Raw genomic sequence first — 19,563 nt, 5'->3', positions numbered from 1 at the left:
AGCCGACGCACGCACCCGGGCCCAAGGCCAGGTCCAAGCCTCCGGCCACGACCGCCCGGCTCGTCGGCAACCGGCTGCTCAGCCGGCCCGGCGCGGGCAAGGAGGTCCGGCGGTTCACCTTCGACACGAGCGGGACGGACCTGGCGTACGAGGCCGGGGACGCGCTCGGCGTGCGGCCGGTCAACTCCGCCGCCCTCGTGGCGGAGTGGCTGGCGGTGACCGGGCTGGACGCCGGGGCGGCCGTCGAGGTGGGCGGTGCGGGCGAGGTGCCGTTCGCCGAGGCGCTGCGCCGGCACCTCGACATCACGAGGATCACCCCCGACCTGCTGCGCTTCGTCGCCGAACGGGCCCGGGACGACCACGAGTTGCGCAGGCTGCTGCGGCCCGACAACAAGGACGGTCTCGCGCGGTGGAGCTGGGGCCGGCAGGCCGTGGACGTCGTCGCCGAGTACGCGGCGCGGGCGAGTGCCCAGGAGTGGGTGGGAGTGCTGCGCACACTCCAGCCTCGGCTGTACTCCATATCGTCGAGCCCCCTGGTCGACCCGCGGCAGGTGTCGCTGACGGTGTCCGTGGTGCGGTACGAGAACCTGCGCGGGCAGGCCCGCGGCGGGGTGTGCTCGCCGTTCCTCGCCGACTCCGGGCCGGACACCGAGGTTCCGGTGTTCGTGCAGCGCTCTGCGCACTTCCGGCCCCCGGCCGACGCGTCGGCACCGATGGTCATGGTCGGCCCCGGGACCGGCGTCGCGCCGTTCGTCGGGTTTCTCCAGGAGCGGCGGGCGCTGGGCCACCGGGCCCCCAACTGGCTGTTCTTCGGCGAGCAGCACCGTGCGACGGACTTCTACTACGAGCAGGAGCTGACGGCACTGCTCGACGAGGGCACGCTCACCCGCCTGGACACCGCCTTCTCCCGCGACCAGCGCAACAAGGTGTACGTGCAGGACCGGATGCGCGAGCACGGGCCGGAACTGTGGCACTGGCTGCGGGACGGCGCCCGCTTCTACGTGTGCGGCGACGCCTCCCGGATGGCGAAGGACGTGGACCGGGCGCTGCGGGACATCGCGGTGGCACACGGCGGGCTGAGCGAGACGGAGGCCGCCGCGTACGTGAAGCAACTCGCGGCGGACAAGCGGTACATGCGGGACGTGTACTGAGCGCGCGGTGGTTCCCTCACTCCCCTCACACTCCGCGTCTACGCCCCCCTGGGGCCCCGCTCTCCGGTGGCGTCAGGCCGTGGCACGGACGAAGCGGAGGGTGGTGGTGACGGTGGTCCGGCCGCGGATCATGCCCAGCTGGTTCCAGCCCATGCCGAACTGCTCGCGGTCCACGCCGAACTCCGCCTCCAGGGTGAGCCCCGCCGTGTCCCCGTCCTTCAGGCGTGCCCTGAGGGAGAGCGGCCTGGTGACGCCGCGCACGGTGAGCCGGCCGACGACGTGCACCTGGTCCCCGTCGCGGAGCTCGGCGCTGCTGGCCGCGAAGGTGATCTCGGGGTGGTGGCCGGCGTCGAAGAAGTCGGCGGACTTCAGGTGGGTGTCGCGCTTGGCGTTGCCCGTGTCCAGGGTGGCGACGTCGAGGGTCAGGGTGCCGACGGCGGAACCGTCGGGCCGGACCTCGCCGGTGCCGCTGACGGCGCCGAAGCCGCCCTTGACGGTGACCAGGCCCCACATGGTCCTGTGCCGGATGCCGACAGTCGAGGTGGTCGCGTCGAGCTGCCACAGTCCGGTTTCCACGGCGACGGTCATGATCTTCTCCCACACTCAGGTCATCCAAATTTGGATGACTGTCTCGGTGACCGCACGCTAGCGGCTCGTCCAAATTTGAACAACCCCTCTCCTCCAAATTTGGACGACAGGTACGCTGGAACGCATGGCCGAACCTCAGGAGCACCCCGCCGACCTGCCCGAATGCCCCGCCGGGGGCGGCGGGCTGCTGCCGGCCGAGCTGCGCGCCTGGATGCTGCTGCTCGCCGCGACGGGGGCCGTGGAACAGCGGCTGCGTACGGTCGTGAAGGAGAAGCTGGACGTCTCGCACGACGAGTTCCTGGTGCTGTGCCTGCTCGCGGAGCAGCCCGAGGGCGGCCTGCGCATGACCCGTGTCGCGGAACTCCTGGGCCGCCCCAAGACCCGCCTCACCTACCAGATCGCCTGCCTCCAGCACGCCGGCCTCGTCACCCGCCGGTCGGTGTGCGGCGACCGACGCGGCATCGAGGTCGCCCTCACCGACAAGGCCCGCCGCCTGCTGGCCGAGACCTCCGGCACACTCGCCGAGACGGTCACCGAGGGCCTGACCCGCTTCATGGGACCGGACCAGTGCGCGGCGATGCGCGGGCTCATGCCGGACCTCTCCCAGGAACCCCGAGGCACTTGAGCGACTGTCTCTACACCGTCGTAGAATTCGGGCGGGAACACGGGCACGACGACGCTCGTTGTCCCGAGTGCACACCTCACTTAAGGAGCGACTCCTTTGTCCGCCAGGCCGACGGACCCCCCGGGGCACAGTCCCCGACCCTCCCGCCACGACACGAGTGATCTCGGCACACGGCGGGGTGCCTCTTCGCGATCGATGCGCCTGTGAGTGCCGTACAGGCTCTGCTGGGCCTGCTCGCCGTGTTCGTGCTGACCGCCGGCACCGGCTACTTCGTCGCCATGGAGTTCGCCTACGTCTCCGCCGACCGGCTCGCCCTCGCCCGTGCGGCCGAGGCCGGGGACCGCGGGGCCTCCCGCGCCCTGAAGGTGCTGGAGCGGCTGTCGTTCATGCTGTCGGGTGCGCAGCTCGGCATCACCGTCACCGGACTGGTCGTCGGCTTCATCGCCGAACCGTCGGTGTCCGCGCTGCTGAGGCCCGCCCTGTCCGGGCTGGGCCTGCCCGACGCGGCCGTGAGCGGCATCGCCGTCGCGCTCGCCTTCGTGCTGGCCACGGTCGTGCAGATGGTGCTGGGCGAGCTGGCACCGAAGAACCTCGCGATCGCCGTTCCGGAGCGGCTGGCGAAGGCGCTGGCCCCGTCCACGCTGGCGTATCTGAAGATCGTCGGCCCGGTGGTGCGGATCTTCGACAACGCGGCGAACAAGCTGCTGCGCAAGGCCGGCATCGAGCCGGTCGAGGAGCTGCACCACGGCGCCACGCTGGAGGAGCTGGGCCATCTGATCGGGGAGTCCCACGAGCAGGGCGCGCTGCCCAAGGACACCGCCGCGCTGCTGGACCACGCCTTGGAGTTCTCCGAGCGCACCCTCGACGAGGTGATGGTGCCGCGCGCCGACGTCGTCTTCGTCCGCAAGGACGCCGGTGCCGACGAGGCGGTCGGCCTGATCGCGGCGCACGGCCATTCCAACTACCCGGTCCTCGGTGACCATCCGGACGACATCGTGGGCGTGTTGGGGGTGCGCGAGCTGATGGCGCTGCCCGCGGACCGCCTCGCCGCCGCCACCGCCGGTGCGGTGGCGCGCCGTCCGCTGCTCCTGCCGGACACGCTGGCGCTGCCGGACGCGGTGACACGGATGCGGGAGCAGGACGACGAGTTCGCGGTCGTCCTCGACGAGCACGGCGGCGTGGCGGGCATCGTCACATACGAGGACATCGCCGAGGAACTGGTCGGTGACATCGCGGACGAGTCCGACACCGTCACCGTGCTCGCCGTCCCGGACGGCGACGGCTGGCTGGTGGACGCCGGCCGCCGGCTGGACGAGGTCGCCGAGGCGACCGGTGTCCGGCTGCCCGAGGACGACGACTACGACACCGTGGCCGGCCTGGTCGTGGACCGGCTCGGCCGCTTCCCGACGGTGGGCGACCGGGTCACGGTCGAGCTGCCCGAGGGCGGCCGGGCCGTGATCGAAGTCCGCACGCTCGACCGGCACGTGGCCGACCGGGTGCGGATCAGCCCGCTGGTGGAAGCCGAGGAGACGGCGTGAGTTTCCCGATGGCGGTCTTCGTGACCGTACTGCTGCTGATCGGCAGCGGCTTCTTCGTGGCGGCCGAGTTCGCCCTGGTCGCCGCCAAACGGCACCGCATGGAGAAGGCGGCGGCCGAGGGGCGGCGCGGCGCCGGAGCGGCGCTGGCCGGTATGCGTGAGCTGTCGCTGATGCTGGCCGGTGCCCAGTTGGGCATCACGGTGTGCACGCTGGGTCTGGGCTCGGTGTCGAAGCCGGCGATCTCGCACGAGCTGGATCCGCTGCTGCACACGCTGGGGCTGCCCAGCGCCGTGAGCTACGGCGTGGCGTTCGCCGTGGCGATGGTCGTGGTGGTGTTCCTGCACATGGTGGTCGGTGAGATGGCCCCCAAGTCGTGGGCGATCGCCCACCCGGAGCGCTCGGCGATGCTGCTGTCACCGCCCTTCCGGGCCGTGGTGCGGGCCGTGCGTCCCCTGATCCGGCTGCTCAACGCGGTGAGCAACGCGCTGGTACGGCTGTGCCGGGTGGCCCCGCGCGACGAGCTGGCCCCGGTGCACGACCGGGAGCAGCTGACCCACCTGGTGGAGGAGTCGGAGCGGCTCGGGCTGATCAGCGCGACCGACTCGGAGTTGCTGACCCGCTCGCTGACCGAGCCGGAGACGCCGGTCGCCGCGCTGACCGTCCCGGCCGCGCGGATCACGTGGGTCGAGGGCGGCGCGGACGTCGACACCCTGCTGCGACTTGCCGCCGACCATGACCGCACCCGGCTGCTCGTCCGGGAGGACGGCGCCGTCCTCGGCTCCGTCCACGCCCGTGACGCCCTGGTGGCCCGGGCCCGGGGCCGGGCCACGACCGCCCGAGAGCTGGCCCGCCCGGTGCCCGAGCTGACGGAGGCCGCCACGGTGGCCGACGCGATCGAGGTGCTGCGCCGCCGCCGCTCGTCCCTGGCCGTCGTCCGTGACGCTTCGGGCCGGCTCACCGGCCTGGTCACCCTGGACGATCTGCTGGCCCGGCTGATGCAGCCGGCGGCGGCCTGACGGGGGCGGGGCCGAACCTCCAGCACATCTGCACACCGCGGGCGAGGATGCCGCGGCACGGCGCACCGGGCGCCAAGTCCGGGGCACGGCGTGGGGATTTGGCGCCGAAGTGCCCGCTTCGGAATTCGGGGCGCAATACCCACGCCCACGGCTCGGCGACGGGCCGTGTGAAGGAATGCGCCCATTCGGTGTGCCCTCGGTCATGACGGTGAAGACGTCACGCGAAAAGCGGGGTGCGGCGCGGGCAGCCGGGTGGCCGTCGTGCGGCAGGGAGTGATTTGATCCTGCGCACGGCGGAGCCACAGGTGCGCAAGCCCGGTTCTTCGATCCGGCGGTCACCCACGCTCCTCGCCATTGCGACATTCACGCGAAGGGAAACACCCCCATGAACAACACCCCCCGGGTCGACATCGTCGAGCTGTCGGACGCGGACCTGGAGCAGGTCTCCGGCGGCAACGCGGGCGCCGGCGCCTCCGCGGGTCTTGCGGGCGGCCTCGCGGGCGGCCTCTCCGCCGGCCTGGTCGGGCCGCTGACCGCCGAGGTCTGCGGGAACCTGCAGGGAGCGCTGTCGGCGGACGGCGGCACTGTCGGCGGCAACGCGGGCCTTCACACGACCTCGCTCTGACGAACCCCGTACGAAGGGCCCCAGGATCGATTCCTGGGGCCCTTCGTGCTGCTCACGGTCGCAATGTTGGGGAATTCGCGAAGCACGTGACGGAAATATGTACACGACGGGGGTGGGTAACACCGCGGAACGGAATGACGCAGACTTACACGGGCCCCTCAGACCCGGCTGTAAAAGCGATAGGACCATCCCTGTGAAACCCGACTCGACCCGGAACGAAGAACTTCCCATCTACGAGAGCCTCGTACGCGAACGCGGTGACGTCGTGAAGGAGGCCCGCGTGGTGTCCGAGGAGACGCAGCACCAGGCGACGCAGGCACTGAACGGTGTCGCGACAGTGGGTCATGGCCCCAGTTCGTGAGTGAGTGAGTGGCGCCACCGGGTGGCCGCACACCTGAACGTCGCCGGAGGCCGCAGGATCGCCGCGATCCGCCGGCCGGGGGCGTGCCCGGTGGACTCGCCCCCGTCCTGACGCTGTACCGCGTGTCCCGCCGTCCACGCCGCCTCACTTCTTCTTGGGCGCGGACGGCTTGTGCACGGCGGTCCTGCCGGACGCCGCCCGGGTCCGCTCGGCGGTCACCCCGCAGCCCGGCGGAAGGCCCACCCCATCCCGGGTTCCGTCACGCAGCGCAAGAGCCGCCGTACGGTCGGTGTGCACAGCGCGGTCATCACCGCGGCCGCCACGGCGGTGACGACGACCACGCCCACCGGCTCCCGCACCCAGGCCGGCTCGTACCAGCCCCAGTACTTCGCGGCCTGCGCGAGGAAGCCGTGCAGCAGATAGCCGGACAGCGTGCCCGCGCCGAGCACCGTGAACCAGGTTCTGCGCCCGGGGACCCAGGCCAGGAAGCAGGCGACCAGGGCGACCGAGCAGCCGAAGGCGGCCGGCGTCATCACCGGCCCGTACCAGACGGGGGCGGCCAGGTCCCGGGCGCTGTCGGCGTGGAAGAACCAGGCGTAGTTCATCCGCGGAACCGCCCAGTACGCCACTCCCAGGGCGCTCACGGCCACCGGCACGGCGAGGATCCGCGCCTCGCGGCGGCGCACCAGCCGGAAGTGCTCCGGCCGCAGCAGCAGGCCGAACACGAAGTACGGCAGGAACTGCAGGGTGCGCTGGAGGTCGAGGTCGTTGCCGATGGACGGGGAGAGCGTCGCCAGCATCGCGACGGCCAGGGCGAGCGGCAGCGGCCACCGCACCCGCCGCCAGATCGGCGTGGTCAGCCGCCAGACGAACAGCGCCGCCAGGAACCAGGTCAGGTACAGCGGGTCCAGCAGGCTGACGGGCCGGTCGGGGTCCTGGCTCGTCCAGCGGGTGAACAGGGTGTAGGCCGTCTCGAAGACCACGTACGGCACGAGCAGGCCGGTGACCAGACGCTTGAGGCGCCCCGGGCTTCCGTCGAAGGTGCGCGAGAAGTAGCCGGAGATGATGATGAACGCCGGCATGTGGAAGGCGTAGACGAGCATGTACAGGGCGGTGACGGCCCTGCTGTCCGGCCGCAGCGGCTCCCAGGCGTGCCCCACGGCCACCAGCACGATCGCCAGGTACTTGGCGTTGTCGAAGAACGCGTCCCGCTGCCTGACCGGGCGGGCCGGCGCGGCCTGTTCCGTACTTTGGGTCTCCCGGGTTTCCTCGGCCACCGGGCGGGCCGTGCTCACCGTGTCACTCACGAGCCCTCCCGAAGCGACTCGAAGCGGCGGTGCCTCGTCTTGCCGGGAGTAAGAGGGTGGCGTCTGCGCAGAACATCGCCCGAACCCTAATCACAGGGCCGTGCCTTCGTTCAACTCGTAACGGGAGGGGCTCGCTTGGGTTCATGCCCTCGTATACGTGCCCGGACCGGCGTTCGTCTCCCGGGGGGGCGACGATGCCCGACAGCGTCAGGTCTCCTTCCACACCATCACGGTCAGGACCGCGCTCGCGACGGTGACCGGAGCGGCGGACTGGTTCAGCAGCCGGACGCGCATGCTGCGGCCCGACGCGAGCCGTTTCGTCAGGGGTACGACCGCGAAGGTGCCGCCGCCGGTCCCGACGACCTCGTGGATCGGGTGGTCCGCGCGGTGCTGGTCGCCTTCGTACTCCGACATGCGTGCCTGGACGACCGAGCCGGCCGGCAGCCCGTCGACGTGCAGGCCGAGGCTCCCGGTGAACCGGGCCGGGCCACGGGCGAAGACGCTCCCGCCACTGGCGTGGTCGCCGGTCTCGTCGGCCCACTCCGAGGTGAACTCGATCGAGTCCCAGTCACCGGGCGCGAGCTGGTACCGCCCGGCGACACCGAGGTTGACGTACTGGGGCATGGGGTCCTCTCCTTTCCACCGGCCCGCCGGCCGGGCCAGGGCGTCGGCGACGTCTCGGCGGAAGTCGGCCATGTCGAATCCGCGTGGGTCGACCTTCCAGTCGCTCCACTCCAGGTGGCCGATCGTGCTCTTGGCGCCCCAGCCGTGCGCGCGGCACACGGCGGCGGTGGCCTTGACCATGGCGACGTACTGGACCTCCGGCCACGGGTCCTTGCCGTCACCCTTGTTCTCGCACTCCCAGCCGTAGAAGCGGGCGTTGCCGTCGACCGCGCCCGCCGAGCCGTCGTGTTCGTGCGTGGCGGGTGGGTATGTGCCGTACGACTCGCCGATGACGGCGTTCAGCACGTCGCCGTCGCCGCCGCCGGCGTGGTTGGCCCGGCCGTTGCCGGTCAGGTGGACCACGCCGTCCTTGGTGATGCAGCCGGTGGCGAGCGGACCGGGCAGGGCGCTGTGGCCGTGGTAGATGAGGTCGACGACGTCCGTGCCCGGGCCGGTGACGGTGTGATGGATCGTCACCCCGTGCACGGGACCCCACGGGCCCTTGTGGTTACGGTTGTTGGTGCGCCAGCCACCGACTTCGTGAACGGCGCAGCCTTCGGCCTTCAGCGCGGCGACGAGCCGGTCGGCGGTGAGCGGAGTGGCCATGAGTCAGTCCTCCGTTCCGGCGCGTGCGTGCCGGTCTGAAGAGGATGCGATCGCATCTGGGGAGCCTGCCCTCACCATTCTTCCGCCGCTCGACTCGTCGCTCACCTCGCTGGGGCCATGTCCGCGAAATCGGCGGGATTACGACGCTGGCGCACCTGGCGGGGCAGGGGTGCCGTCAGTGGCCCGGCGTAGGGTCCGCTGCCATGAGCATCCCCGCCGTCGAGGAGTCCTGGGCCCGCGTCGACGCCTGGCTGGCCCGGCACGCTCCCCGCACCCACGCCACCCTGCGTCCACCGGCGCCACGGGCCGGCATCGAGGCGGCCGAGCGCACGCTCGGGGTGCCGTTCCCTCCGGACCTGGTGGCGTCGCTGCGGTGCCACGACGGGGTGGAACCCGGCCACGATGGACTGGAGTTGGCGTCCTACGGGGTGTTGTCCGCGGTCGCGGACATCGTGCGGAGCACGCCCTTCCTCCGAGGCGTCGTGGGTGAATCCGAAGACGGTGCGAAGCGGCTGCCCCTCACCCGGGGCAGCGCGCAAGGGGCTTCGGACGCCCTGTTCGTCGCATGCCGTCCCGGACCCCACCACGGCCGGGTGGCCGGCTGCTTCGACGGGTTCATGCCCTCCCTTCCGCCCTCGCCCTCGCCCTCGCTGCGTCACTTTCTGGCCGACTTGGCAGAAGCCCTGAACGGCGGCTTCCCTTTTCTCGGGCACCTCCCCTCGGTCGTGGACGGAAGGCTCGTGTGGGAGGCGGAGACCACGGTGCCCGCCGACCCGGTCTCCCCGCTCACGCACGCCGGCACGCTCGCCGAACCGGAGTCGGACCCACAGGCCCTGCGGCGGCCGGTCTTCCCGGACGACGCGAACGCCCCGCCGCCACCGCGGCGGTCGGGGACGCGGAGTCTCGCCTTCGTCCGCACCGGCCGCCCCAGCACCGCACCGCTCCCGGACCAGCCCGACGTCGTGTTCGCCGCCGGTCTGGCGCCGGACGACATGCTGCGCCGGCTCGGCGCGGTCCCCGGCACCGTCCGGCCGCGCGACCGACGGCAGGCGCAGCGGGCGGTGGAGTCCGCGTGGGCCGCGCACCGGCCCCTGGTCCGCGTCGGTGAACGCGGTGGCTGGGCGTTCGCCACGCTGGAGGGCGGTGCCGCGCAGTTCGCCCGGCCCGCGGTGCTGCGCGCCCTGTCGGCCGGCACGCGGGTGGTGGTCCTGACCAGGCAGGGGCCGGAGGTCGCTCTCACCTTCGCCGAGGACGGAGTGCCGTGCCCGCAGGAGCGGACACGGCGCGTCATGTCGCCGCGCAAGCCCCACACCGCGGGCGGGCCCTGGGCGCGGCGCCTCGGCGTGGACCTCTGGCCGGCTCCACCGCCGCCTACACCCGCTTCCTGGCCGTGCTGGAACGGGAGTTCGGCATCACCTACGATCCGGCCGAGGAGGGATCGACGGAGCTGACCGGTGCGCTGCTGCTGCCCCTCCTGGACGACCTGCCGGACGCCGAGAACGAACCGCCGGCGCGGGTGGGGGACTTCGACCTGGCCCGGCTCGTGCAGAGCATGCCACCTCAGCACCTGCGCGTCGCCGTCGCGGCCCAGCTGACCCGGCTGGCGTCGGAGACGCGCATCGACACCTATCCGGAGGTGGCCGAGGCCCTGGACCGGATCCGTCGCGGCCTGCCCGTCCGCTGTGACCAGGACGATCCCCTGGGCGTACGGATGCGCACACTGAACGCGGAGGTCCATGCGGCCCGGGAGCTGCTGCGCGACGACGACACCGGGCCCGTGTCCGGCGGGGACCTCGCCGCGTGGGTCGCCCGGGACCAGGCGGCCCACGCGCTGCGCGAGTTCGTCCGGCTTCCCCTGCTTGCCGCCGACGTCCGCGAGAGGTGATCCCGCGACGGCCGGCAGAGGGCCGGTCCGGTCAGGGCCGGGGTGTCTCGTCCGGTTCCGCCGCGGTGCCGGCAGCGGTACGGCGGCGGGCGAACCAGGCGACCGTCCACAGGGCCACGCCGCCGAGCAGCAGGACCCCGGCGATGCGGTACTGGTCCGCGGGGCGTCCGGAGGACCAGGGCAGGACCAGGTAGAGGCAGACGACCGCCCCCACCACGGGCAGCACGCGCCCGGCGCGGAAGTGCGGCCGGTCGACCTTGTCCTTGCGCAGGACCAGAACGGCGAGGTGGACGGCCACGAAGACCGTGAGCAGCAGCAGCGTGGTCGTCCCGCCCAGCAGCGCCACGACCGGGCTGTCCGGGTTCAGCGAGACGAAGGCGACGAGGCCGAAGGCGATGACGGTGGTGAACAGGATCGCCGCGTGCGGAGTGCGCCGTACGGGGTGGGTCTTCGCCAGGAAGGGCGGCAGTACCCCCTGCTTGCTCATCCCGTAGAGCAGACGGCTCGCCATCATCATGTTGATCAGCGCGGAGTTGGCCACGGCGAACATCGAGATGAACGGCAGCAGGTCGGAGATCGGCAGGTCGGGCGCGGCGGTCTTCACGACCGTGGCGAGCGGGATCTCGCTGGAGGCGAGCCGGCCGACGGGGACCACGGCGACCGCGAAGACCGACACCACGATGTAGATGAGTCCGGTGATGCCGAGTCCGGCGAACATCACGCGGGGGAAGATGCGCGCCGGGTCCCTGGTCTCCTCGGCCATGTTGACCGAGTCCTCGAACCCGCCCATGGCGTAGAAGGCCAGGGAGGTCGCGGTGCTCACCGCCAGGAACATGCTCTTGTCGGAGGCGGTGTCGAAGACGACGACACGGGAGAAGTCCGCGTCGCCGCCCGCGATGAACCAGCCGCTGACCAGGATGACGAGGATCAGCCCGGAGAGCTCCACGGCCGTCAGCACCACATTGACCTTGAGGCTCTCGGCGACGCCGCGGAGGTTCACCAACATCACCAGGCACATGAAGCCCAGGGCGATCAGCAGGACGAGTCCGCTGCCCGCGTCGAGCCGGAAGCCCGCGACGAGGTTGACCGCGAAGGCCCGGGAGGCCGCCGACGCCGAGGTGATGCCGGAGCACATCACGGCGAAGCACACCAGGAAGGTCAGGAAGTGCTTGCCGAACGCCTTGTGCACGTACAGGGCGGCGCCCGCGGCCTGCGGGTACTTGGTGACCAGCTCCAGATAGGAGCAGGCGGTGATCATCGCGACGACGAACGCGACGACGAACGGCAGCCAGGCCGCGCCGCCGACCTCCCCCGCGATCTGTCCGGTGAGTGCGTAGATCCCGGTCCCGAGGATGTCGCCGATGATGAACAGCAGTAACAGCCACGGGCCCATCACCCGTTTCAGCTCGGGCTGGTCGTCGGTGCTCGTCGCGGGCGAACTCGGTGGCACGGTGCGGGACATAGGCAGAGTCCTTGTCGTGGTGGCGGCCGTGGTCCTGTGGTGCCGGAGCGTTGGTGCATCGTCGATCTACCCCGATGTGGTGGAAGAGAAGGGTGTGCCTGTCGTGCCACCGTCAGGTCTTGGCCAGCAGGGCCCGCAGTGCGATGTTGAGCTCCAGGACGTTCACGCGGGGCTCGCCGATGAAGCCGAGGGTGCGGTCCTCGGTGTGGTCGTCGACGAGCTTCTGGACCCGGGCGACGGACAGGCCGTTCTTCTCGGCGACCCGGTGGACCTGGAGGTCCGCGTACTGCGGCGAGATGTCCGGGTCCAGGCCGGAGCCGGAGGAGGTGACGGCGTCGGCGGGCACCTGGGAGGGCCTGACCTTGTACCGGGCCGTGGAGTTCTCCTTGACGACCTCGGCCTTGGCCTGCTCCACCGACCTGATCAGCTTCGGGTTGTCGGCGGAGAGGTTGGTGGCACCGGAGAGGACGAGCTTGTACCGGGTGTTGACCGAGTTGGTCCCCAGTCCGTTCGCCGGCCGCGGCTGGAAGTAGCCCGGGCCGTAGCCCCGCTGGCCGATGAGGGACGAGCCGACGACCCTGCCGTCCGCCCTGACCTGCGAGCCGTTCGCCTTGTCGTGGAAGAGCGACTGCGCCACGCCCGTCAGCGCGAGCGGGTAGAGGACACCGGTCAGCAGGGTCAGTACGAGGAGGGCGCGCAGGCCCGCCCCGAACAGCCGGGCCGTGTTCACGACGGAGTTGTTCATGGTCCTTCAGCACGCTTTCGAGGAGTTACAGCCCGGGGATCAGAGAGATGAGGAGGTCGATGAGCTTGATGCCGATGAACGGCGCGATCAGACCGCCCAGCCCGTAGATCGTGAGGTTGCGCCGCAGCATGCGGTCCGCGCTGACCGGCCGGTACCGCACGCCCCGCAGGGAGAGCGGCACCAGCGCGATGATGATCAGAGCGTTGAAGACGACCGCCGAGAGGATCGCGGAGTCCGGCGAGGACAGGCCCATGATGTTGAGTCTGTCCAGGCCCGGGTAGACCGCCGCGAACAGCGCCGGGATGATCGCGAAGTACTTGGCGACGTCGTTGGCTATGGAGAACGTCGTCAACGCTCCCCGGGTGATGAGGAGTTGTTTGCCGATCTCGACGATCTCGATGAGCTTGGTCGGGTCGGAGTCGAGGTCGACCATGTTGCCGGCCTCCTTCGCGGCCGACGTGCCCGTGTTCATCGCCACGCCCACGTCCGCCTGTGCGAGAGCCGGGGCGTCGTTGGTGCCGTCGCCGGTCATCGCGACCAGCTTGCCGCCCGCCTGCTCGCGTTTGATGAGGGCCATCTTGTCCTCGGGGGTGGCTTCGGCGAGGAAGTCGTCGACCCCGCCCTCGTCGGCGATCGCCTTCGCGGTGAGCGGGTTGTCGCCCGTGATCATGACGGTCTTGATGCCCATGCGGCGCAGTTCCCCGAACCGTTCGCGCATGCCGTCCTTGACGACGTCCTTGAGGTGGATGACGCCCAGGACGCGTGCCCCGTCGGGGTCTTCGACCGCCACCAGCAGCGGCGTGCCGCCCGCCTCGGAGATGCGGGCCGCGATGCCGTCCGCGTCCCCGGCGACCGCGCCGCCCCGCTCCTTCACCCACGCGATGACGGACCCGGCCGCGCCCTTGCGGACCCGGCGTCCGCCGACGTCGACGCCCGACATCCGGGTCTGCGCGGTGAAGGCGATCCAGTCGGCGCCGGCGAGCTGCCGCTCGCGCAGGCCGTATCTCTCCTTCGCGAGGACGACGACGGAGCGGCCCTCCGGCGTCTCGTCGGCCAGCGACGACAGTTGGGCGGCGTCGGCCAGGTCGGCCTCGGCGGTGCCCGCCACCGGTACGAACGCGGCGGCCCGGCGATTGCCGTAGGTGATGGTGCCGGTCTTGTCCAGCAGCAGCGTCGACACGTCCCCCGCCGCCTCGACCGCACGCCCCGACATGGCCAGGACGTTCCGCTGGACCAGCCGGTCCATGCCCGCGATGCCGATCGCGGAGAGCAGCGCGCCGATGGTGGTCGGGATGAGGCAGACCAGCAGGGCGACCAGCACCACCATCGTCAGGTGCGTGCCCGCGTAGCCGGCGAAGGGGGGCAGGGTGGCGCAGGCCAGCAGGAAGACGATCGTCAGCGAGGCGAGCAGGATGTTCAGCGCGATCTCGTTGGGCGTCTTCTGCCGGGCCGCGCCCTCGACCAGGTTGATCATCCGGTCGATGAACGTCTCGCCCGGCTTCGCCGTGATCCTGATGACGATCCGGTCGGAGAGGACCTTGGTGCCGCCGGTGACGGCCGAGCGGTCGCCGCCGGACTCCCGGATGACCGGGGCGGACTCGCCGGTGATCGCCGACTCGTCGACGGACGCGACGCCCTCGACGACGTCACCGTCGCCGGGGATGACGTCACCGGCCTCGCAGACGACCAGGTCGCCGATCCTCAGCTCGGTGCCGGGCACGACCGTGCCGTCCACCCTGCGGGCCACGCTGTCCGTCTTGGCCTTGCGCAGGGTGTCGGCCTGCGCCTTGCCCCGGCCCTCGGCGACCGCCTCCGCCAGGTTGGCGAAGACGACGGTCAGCCACAGCCAGGCGCTGATGGTCCAGCCGAACCAGTCGCCCGGGTGCGCGCAGGAGAAGACGGTGGTGAGCAGGGAGCCGATCCACACCACGAACATCACGGGCGACTTGACCATCACCCGGGGGTCGAGCTTGCGGAGGGCTTCGGGGAGCGAGGTGAGCAGTTGCCCGGGGGCGAACAGGCCCGCTCCGACACGGTCTCGGGGTTCGGTACGGGTGGTCATGACGCCAGCCCTTCTGCCAGCGGGCCCAGTGCGAGGGCCGGGAAGTACGTCAGACCGGTGATGACGAGGATCGCGCCCACCAACAGCCCGGTGAACAGCGGCTTCTCCGTCCGCAGCGTGCCCGCGGTGACCGGCACCGGTCTCTGTCCGGCGAGCGAACCGGCCAGCGCCAGCACGAACACCATGGGCAGGAAGCGGCCGAGGAGCATCGCGATCCCGAGCATGGTGTTGTACCAGTCGGTGTTCGCGTTCAGGCCGGCGAAGGCCGAGCCGTTGTTGTTCGCGGCGGAGGTGAAGGCGTACAGCACCTCCGAGAAGCCGTGCGCGCCGGAGTTCAGCATCGAGTGCGGCGGGGTCGGCAGCGCCATGGAGGCGGCCGTGAGGACGAGCACCAGCGCCGGGGTGATCAGGATGTAGCAGGCCGCCAGTTTGATCTCGCGGGTGCCGATCTTCTTGCCCAGGTACTCCGGCGTACGGCCCACCATCAGGCCGGCGATGAACACCGCGATGACGGCCATGATCAGCATGCCGTAGAGGCCGGAGCCGGTGCCTCCGGGCGCGATCTCGCCCAGCATCATGCCCAGCATGGCGACGCCGCCGCCGAGGCCGGTGAACGAGGAGTGGAAGGAGTCGACCGCGCCGGTCGAGGTGAGCGTGGTCGACACGGCGAAGATGGACGAGGAGCCGACGCCGAAGCGGACCTCCTTGCCCTCCATCGCGCCACCGGCGGCCTGGAGCGCCGGGCCGTGGTGGGCGAACTCAGCCCACATCATCAGGGCTGTGAATCCCAGCCAGATGGTGAACATCGTGGCGAGGACGGCGTAGCCCTGCTTCACCGAGCCGACCATGACCCCGAAGGCGCGGGTCAGCGCGAACGGGATCACCAGGATCAGGAAGATCTCGAAGAGGTTGGTGAAGGGCGTCGGGTTCTCGAAGGGGTGGGCGGAGTTGGCGTTGAAGTATCCGCCGCCGTTCGTGCCCAGCTCCTTGATGGCCTCCTGCGAGGCGACCGCCCCGCCGTTCCACTGCTGGGCACCCATGCCGTGCCCATGGAAAAACTGGCCGACCTCGTGGATCCCGGAGAAGTTCTGGATGACCCCACATGCCACGAGGACCACGGCGGCGATCGCCGCGCCCGGCAGCAGGATGCGGAGGGTGCCGCGCACCAGGTCGGACCAGAAGTTGCCCAGTTCACCGGTGCGCGATCGGGCGAAGCCCCGCACCAGCGCGATCGCGACGGCCATGCCGACGGCCGCGGAGACGAAGTTCTGCACCGCGAGACCGGCCGTCTGCACGACGTGCCCCATGGTCTGCTCGCCGTAGTACGACTGCCAGTTCGTGTTGGTCACGAACGACACGGCCGTGTTGAACGACTGCGCCGGGTTCACCGAGTCGAAACCGGGCGAGCCGGGCAGCACGCCTTGGAGCCGCTGGAGCAGGTAGAGGAACAGCACCCCGGCCGCCGAGAAGGCGAGGAGGCTCCTCAGATAGGCCGGCCAGCGCATCTCGGTGTCCGGGTCGGCACCGATGCCCCGGTAGATCCACCTCTCGACCCGCCAGTGCCGGTCGGAGGAGTAGACCCGGGCCATGTAGGCGCCGAGGGGGACGTAGGCGAGCGCGAGGGCCGCCACGAGGGCGAGCAGTTGAAGCACGCCGGCGAGTACGGGACTCATCTGCGCTCAGAACCTCTCCGGGAAGAGCAGAGCGAGGACGAGATAGCCCAGCAGGGCGACGGCCACGACCAGGCCGACAAGGTTCTCGGCGGTCACAGCTTCGTCACCCCCTTGGCGACGAAGGCCACGAGCGCGAACAGCACGATCGTGGTGACGACGAAGGCCAGATCGGCCATCGCGGACTCCTGGAGTGAGTTTCGAGAGAGCAACGGACTCTTCGAGGAAATCGCTCCATGGCCGGATCCGGTCGTTCCTTGACGGCTCTCATACGGCGACGCCCGCACCTTTGACGGGACCCATACGGACCTGGTCCGGGCCGCGCCGGCGGCCGGGCCCAGGGAGCCGGCGAGAGCGCCGGCGGGGTCGGAGAGGACGTCGGCGTCAGACCGGTTCCGGTTGGGGTTCCGGCCGCGACGCCGGGGCGGGCTTCGGATCCCACAGGTTGATGGTCCGTACGTAGCCGTAGATGACCGAGCCCATCGCCAGCAGGAGGAGCGGCCCGAACAGCCACGGACGTGCGGCCAGCTCCGTCGGCAGGTAGCGGTAGGAGACCAGGAGCGCACCGAAGACCGTCGTCCCGTAGGCGACCAGCTGGGTTCCCGACCGGTCCCAGCCGTGTTCGAGCGAGCGCAGCGCCGCCTCGATCGTGAGCGTGAAGACCACGCCGGCCACGAGGTCCACGCCGTAGTGGTAGCCGAATCCCAGCGTGGCGGTGAGCGTGGCGATCAGCCAGAAGGTGCCGGCGAAGCGCAGCGGGCGGGGGCCCTTGCGGGAGTGGAGGAAGATCGCGGTGGCCCAGGCGGTGTGCAGACTGGGCATGCAGTTGCGGGGGGTGATCCCGTCGAACGGCATCGGCTGCGGAGCGGCGGCCGGTGGCGGAACGTCCGGCCACAGGTTGGCCAGCGCCCAGTGCGAGGTGACCGGCGCGTCCGACCACCACAGGCTCATCCCGTCCCAGTGCTCGGTGCCGGTGCCGTAGGCGTAGATCGGTCCGACCACCGGGAAGATCATGTAGATGCCGGGTCCCAGGAGGCCGATCACCAGAAAGGTGCGCACCAGGTGGTGGCTCGGGAAGCGGCGCTCGGCCGCCACGTTGCGCAGCTGGTACAGCGCCACGAGGACCGCGGCCACCGCGAGCTGGCCGTAGACGAAGTCGAGAATGTTGAAGCCGACCGGGCCGCTGGCCTCGACGAGCCGGCCCACCAGCCACGACGGGTTGCCCAGCGCCTGGTCGGCGGTCGCCACGTACTGGTCGAGCACCATCGGGCGGGCCTTCGAGGTGATGAACAGCCACGTGTCGCCGGTCTTGCGGCCGGCCACCAGCAGCAGGCCCAGCCCGACGCCCTTCAGCAGCAGGACGCGTTCCGCGCCGGTGCGGCGGGTGAGCGCGACGACCCCGTAGCCGAGGAGTACCCACAACGCGCCGTTGCCGAAGGGGTGGCCCTCGGTGATCTTGATGCCGGCCGCCCACCGCACCAGCTGGAAGACGACGTCGATGCCCATCGCGATGCCGAGCGCGATGAAGCGCTGCCGCCAGCTCAGCACCACCATCATCAACGCCATACCGGCGTACAGCAGGGCGCCCGACTTCGGCGCGACGATCACCTCGCGCACCTGGCGGGTGATCGGCCCCGGCACGTCGTAGTGGCGCGCGACGAACTCGAGCGCTATGAGGAAGCCGAGGGCCACGGCGCCCGCCGCGGCCCACAGTATGCCCCTGCGTCTGGTCGGCGAGGGTATTCGCGTGGATATAGGCATCAATTGTCTTATTCGGTTTGCGTGTTGTTAAGTGAGTAGATCACCTCTCGTAGGTGATCGTCGCGCGATCGAACATGTTATCGGAGTGGTGTGCCCCCGGGCTGGTCGGTTCCGGGACTTTCCACGATCGCTCGGCGGCGCTCGGGGTTGTCCGCCCCCGGGTGGCGGCCGGCGTCCCACTCCGAGCGCTGATTGCCGTCGGAGGGGACCCTGTTGTCGCCCAGCCAGATCATGGTTGACCGCGCGGATCACGTCGGTGGTCACACCGGCGGCGTCCATGATGGCCCGGCTCTTTGGGCGGTCAGATCGTCGTACCGGTGTACGGCGCCACCGGAGGATGCGGCTGTCGTCATGGGGCAGCGCCCCCCAAGTGATGCCCCGTTTGTCCTGGTTCGACGCACCGTGCGCGACCTTACGGAGTCATGACGCATGGGCGCGGCCCCCTGGCGCGGGACCGGTGCGGGCCTAGCGTGGCCGTATGCGCGTACTGGTCACCGGCGGTGCCGGGTTCATCGGGTCCCACGTCGTCACCGCGCTCCGGGAGCGGGGGCACGAGGCGGTCGTGTTCGACGTGCGGGAGGACCCCGGAGCCGATGTACGGGATCCGGCGGCCGTCCGCCGGGCCCTGTCCGGCGCGGACGCCGTGTGCCACCAGGCCGCGATGGTCGGGCTCGGCGACGGGGTCGCCGACGCGGCGGAGTACGTCTCGCACAACGACCTCGGGACCGCCGTACTGCTCGCCGCCATGGCGGAGGCGGGCGTACGGCGTCTCGTGCTGGCCGGGTCGATGGTGGTCTACGGGGAGGGGCGGTACGAGTGCCCCCGGCACGGGGTCGTCCGGCCCGGGCCGCGTGCCCTCGCCGACCTCCGCGCGGGGCGGTTCGAGCCGCCGTGCCCGGCCTGCGGGGCGGACCTTCTCCCCGGGCTGGTCGGCGAGGACGCTCCCACCGACCCCCGGAACGTGTACGCGACGACCAAGCTCGCCCAGGAGCACCTGGCCGCCGCCTGGGCCCGCTGCACCGGCGGGTCGGCGGTGTCGCTGCGCTACCACAACGTGTACGGACCGGGCATGCCCCGCGACACCCCCTACGCCGGGGTCGCCTCCTTCTTCCGCTCGGCGCTGGCCCGGGGCGAGGCGCCGCGCGTGTACGAGGACGGGCGGCAGCGGAGGGACTTCGTGCACGTCCGGGACGTGGCGGAGGCCAACCTGGCCGCGGTGGAGGCCTCGTCGCCCACAGGTGCGCTCACGGCGTACAACACCGGCAGCGGTGACCCGCACACCGTCGGCGAGATGGCGCGTGCGCTGGCCGCCGCGTACGGCGGGCCCGAACCGGTCGTCACCGGCGAGTTCCGGCTCGGCGACGTCCGGCACATCACCGCGGACTCGGCGCGGCTGCGGGACGGGCTGGGGTGGAAGCCGGCGGTCGGGTTCGAGGAGGGCATGGCGGAGTTCGCGCGGGCCGGGATGCGAGCCGCATAGCCCTCGCGACGAAAAGGA

17 protein-coding genes are annotated in these 19,563 nt (G+C 71.1%); 8 read left to right on the top strand and 9 right to left on the bottom strand.

Annotation, left to right across the window (positions count from 1 at the left end; translation table 11 throughout):
* The coding region (locus tag SSQG_RS29620; protein ID WP_039933890.1) for a reductase at positions 1 to 1,151 on the top strand (1,151 nt) is incomplete at its 5' end.
* A gap of 72 nt (positions 1,152 to 1,223) precedes the next feature.
* On the opposite strand, the gene SSQG_RS29615 is transcribed toward SSQG_RS29620, so the two are convergent.
* Entirely contained in the window at positions 1,224 to 1,739 is a 516-nt protein-coding gene (locus SSQG_RS29615) for a YceI family protein (RefSeq protein WP_039935507.1), read from the bottom strand.
* A 124-nt stretch (positions 1,740 to 1,863) separates the two neighbouring features.
* On the opposite strand from SSQG_RS29615, the gene SSQG_RS29610 reads away from it, so the two are divergent.
* The 4 genes from SSQG_RS29610 (at position 1,864) to SSQG_RS29595 (ending at position 5,543) form a co-directional block, all read left to right on the top strand.
* Positions 1,864 to 2,364, top strand: coding sequence for a MarR family winged helix-turn-helix transcriptional regulator (locus tag SSQG_RS29610; RefSeq protein ID WP_039933888.1), 501 nt, complete (start codon positions 1,864 to 1,866; stop codon positions 2,362 to 2,364).
* A gap of 203 nt (positions 2,365 to 2,567) precedes the next feature.
* Positions 2,568 to 3,902, top strand: a complete 1,335-nt coding sequence (locus SSQG_RS29605) for a hemolysin family protein (protein WP_003993604.1) — start codon at positions 2,568 to 2,570, stop codon at positions 3,900 to 3,902.
* Positions 3,899 to 4,918 (top strand): hemolysin family protein, encoded by a 1,020-nt coding sequence (locus SSQG_RS29600; RefSeq protein WP_003993603.1) that lies wholly within the window; start codon positions 3,899 to 3,901, stop codon positions 4,916 to 4,918. The genes SSQG_RS29605 and SSQG_RS29600 overlap by 4 nt, the downstream gene beginning before the upstream one ends.
* Before the next feature lie 385 nt (positions 4,919 to 5,303).
* Complete coding sequence (locus tag SSQG_RS29595) at positions 5,304 to 5,543, top strand: hypothetical protein (RefSeq protein ID WP_003993602.1); 240 nt, start codon at positions 5,304 to 5,306, stop codon at positions 5,541 to 5,543.
* Positions 5,544 to 6,119: 576 nt separating this feature from the next.
* Here the strand turns inward: SSQG_RS29595 and SSQG_RS29590 are convergent.
* Together SSQG_RS29590 and SSQG_RS29585 are read right to left on the bottom strand one after the other, a co-directional pair.
* On the bottom strand, positions 6,120 to 7,211 hold the full coding sequence (locus SSQG_RS29590; RefSeq protein WP_003993600.1) for an acyltransferase family protein: 1,092 nt from the start codon (positions 7,209 to 7,211) through the stop codon (positions 6,120 to 6,122).
* A gap of 207 nt (positions 7,212 to 7,418) precedes the next feature.
* Positions 7,419 to 8,480 carry a peptidoglycan recognition protein family protein gene (locus SSQG_RS29585; protein WP_003993599.1) on the bottom strand — a complete coding sequence of 354 codons (1,062 nt, stop codon included), beginning with the start codon at positions 8,478 to 8,480 and terminating at the stop codon, positions 7,419 to 7,421.
* Positions 8,481 to 8,683: 203 nt separating this feature from the next.
* Between SSQG_RS29585 and SSQG_RS29580 the strand changes: the two genes are divergently transcribed.
* A complete protein-coding gene (locus SSQG_RS29580; protein WP_003993598.1) occupies positions 8,684 to 9,931 on the top strand; it encodes a hypothetical protein in 1,248 nt (415 codons plus the stop codon).
* A complete protein-coding gene (locus SSQG_RS38340) occupies positions 9,871 to 10,365 on the top strand; it encodes a hypothetical protein (RefSeq protein ID WP_052310361.1) in 495 nt (164 codons plus the stop codon). Before SSQG_RS29580 ends, SSQG_RS38340 begins: the two co-directional genes overlap by 61 nt.
* Before the next feature lie 31 nt (positions 10,366 to 10,396).
* Here SSQG_RS38340 and SSQG_RS29575 read toward each other — a convergent pair whose 3' ends face one another.
* From SSQG_RS29575 to SSQG_RS29550, 6 genes are all read right to left on the bottom strand, one after another.
* A complete protein-coding gene (locus tag SSQG_RS29575) occupies positions 10,397 to 11,827 on the bottom strand; it encodes an APC family permease (RefSeq protein ID WP_052310360.1) in 1,431 nt (476 codons plus the stop codon).
* Between the two features lie 112 nt (positions 11,828 to 11,939).
* On the bottom strand, positions 11,940 to 12,572 hold the full coding sequence (locus tag SSQG_RS29570) for a potassium-transporting ATPase subunit C (protein ID WP_003993595.1): 633 nt from the start codon (positions 12,570 to 12,572) through the stop codon (positions 11,940 to 11,942).
* 25 nt (positions 12,573 to 12,597) lie between these two features.
* Positions 12,598 to 14,634: a potassium-transporting ATPase subunit KdpB gene (gene kdpB, locus SSQG_RS29565; protein ID WP_003993594.1), complete on the bottom strand. Its 2,037-nt coding sequence runs from the start codon at positions 14,632 to 14,634 to the stop codon at positions 12,598 to 12,600.
* A complete protein-coding gene (gene kdpA, locus SSQG_RS29560; RefSeq protein ID WP_003993593.1) occupies positions 14,631 to 16,307 on the bottom strand; it encodes a potassium-transporting ATPase subunit KdpA in 1,677 nt (558 codons plus the stop codon). The genes kdpB and kdpA overlap by 4 nt, the downstream gene beginning before the upstream one ends.
* Positions 16,308 to 16,313: 6 nt before the next feature.
* Entirely contained in the window at positions 16,314 to 16,403 is a 90-nt protein-coding gene (gene kdpF, locus SSQG_RS38565) for a K(+)-transporting ATPase subunit F (protein WP_039933885.1), read from the bottom strand.
* Between the two features lie 285 nt (positions 16,404 to 16,688).
* Positions 16,689 to 18,065, bottom strand: a complete 1,377-nt coding sequence (locus SSQG_RS29550; protein WP_078506945.1) for a phosphatase PAP2 family protein — start codon at positions 18,063 to 18,065, stop codon at positions 16,689 to 16,691.
* A gap of 478 nt (positions 18,066 to 18,543) precedes the next feature.
* On the opposite strand from SSQG_RS29550, the gene SSQG_RS29545 reads away from it, so the two are divergent.
* Complete coding sequence (locus tag SSQG_RS29545; protein WP_003993590.1) at positions 18,544 to 19,545, top strand: NAD-dependent epimerase/dehydratase family protein; 1,002 nt, start codon at positions 18,544 to 18,546, stop codon at positions 19,543 to 19,545.
* The last annotated feature ends 18 nt before the right edge of the window (positions 19,546 to 19,563 follow it).

The organism is Streptomyces viridochromogenes DSM 40736, from assembly GCF_000158955.1.
In the GTDB taxonomy this organism is placed as follows: Bacteria; Actinomycetota; Actinomycetes; order Streptomycetales; family Streptomycetaceae; genus Streptomyces; species Streptomyces venetus.
The sequence above is the reverse complement of the archived record's forward strand: the minus strand, read 5'-3'. Positions and strand labels throughout refer to the sequence as shown.

Bases quoted from the DNA above. Each gene is read 5' to 3' on its own strand.
- SSQG_RS29615 (WP_039935507.1), bottom strand. From the start codon at position 1,739: ATGACCGTCGCCGTGGAAACCGGACTGTGGCAGCTCGACGCGACCACC.
- SSQG_RS29610 (WP_039933888.1), top strand. From the start codon at position 1,864: ATGGCCGAACCTCAGGAGCACCCCGCCGACCTGCCCGAATGCCCCGCC.
- SSQG_RS29595 (WP_003993602.1), top strand. From the start codon at position 5,304: ATGAACAACACCCCCCGGGTCGACATCGTCGAGCTGTCGGACGCGGAC.
- SSQG_RS29585 (WP_003993599.1), bottom strand. From the start codon at position 8,480: ATGGCCACTCCGCTCACCGCCGACCGGCTCGTCGCCGCGCTGAAGGCC.
- SSQG_RS29580 (WP_003993598.1), top strand. From the start codon at position 8,684: ATGAGCATCCCCGCCGTCGAGGAGTCCTGGGCCCGCGTCGACGCCTGG.
- SSQG_RS29575 (WP_052310360.1), bottom strand. From the start codon at position 11,827: ATGTCCCGCACCGTGCCACCGAGTTCGCCCGCGACGAGCACCGACGAC.
- SSQG_RS29570 (WP_003993595.1), bottom strand. From the start codon at position 12,572: ATGAACAACTCCGTCGTGAACACGGCCCGGCTGTTCGGGGCGGGCCTG.
- kdpB (WP_003993594.1), bottom strand. From the start codon at position 14,634: ATGACCACCCGTACCGAACCCCGAGACCGTGTCGGAGCGGGCCTGTTC.
- kdpA (WP_003993593.1), bottom strand. From the start codon at position 16,307: ATGAGTCCCGTACTCGCCGGCGTGCTTCAACTGCTCGCCCTCGTGGCG.
- SSQG_RS29550 (WP_078506945.1), bottom strand. From the start codon at position 18,065: ATGCCTATATCCACGCGAATACCCTCGCCGACCAGACGCAGGGGCATA.
- SSQG_RS29545 (WP_003993590.1), top strand. From the start codon at position 18,544: ATGCGCGTACTGGTCACCGGCGGTGCCGGGTTCATCGGGTCCCACGTC.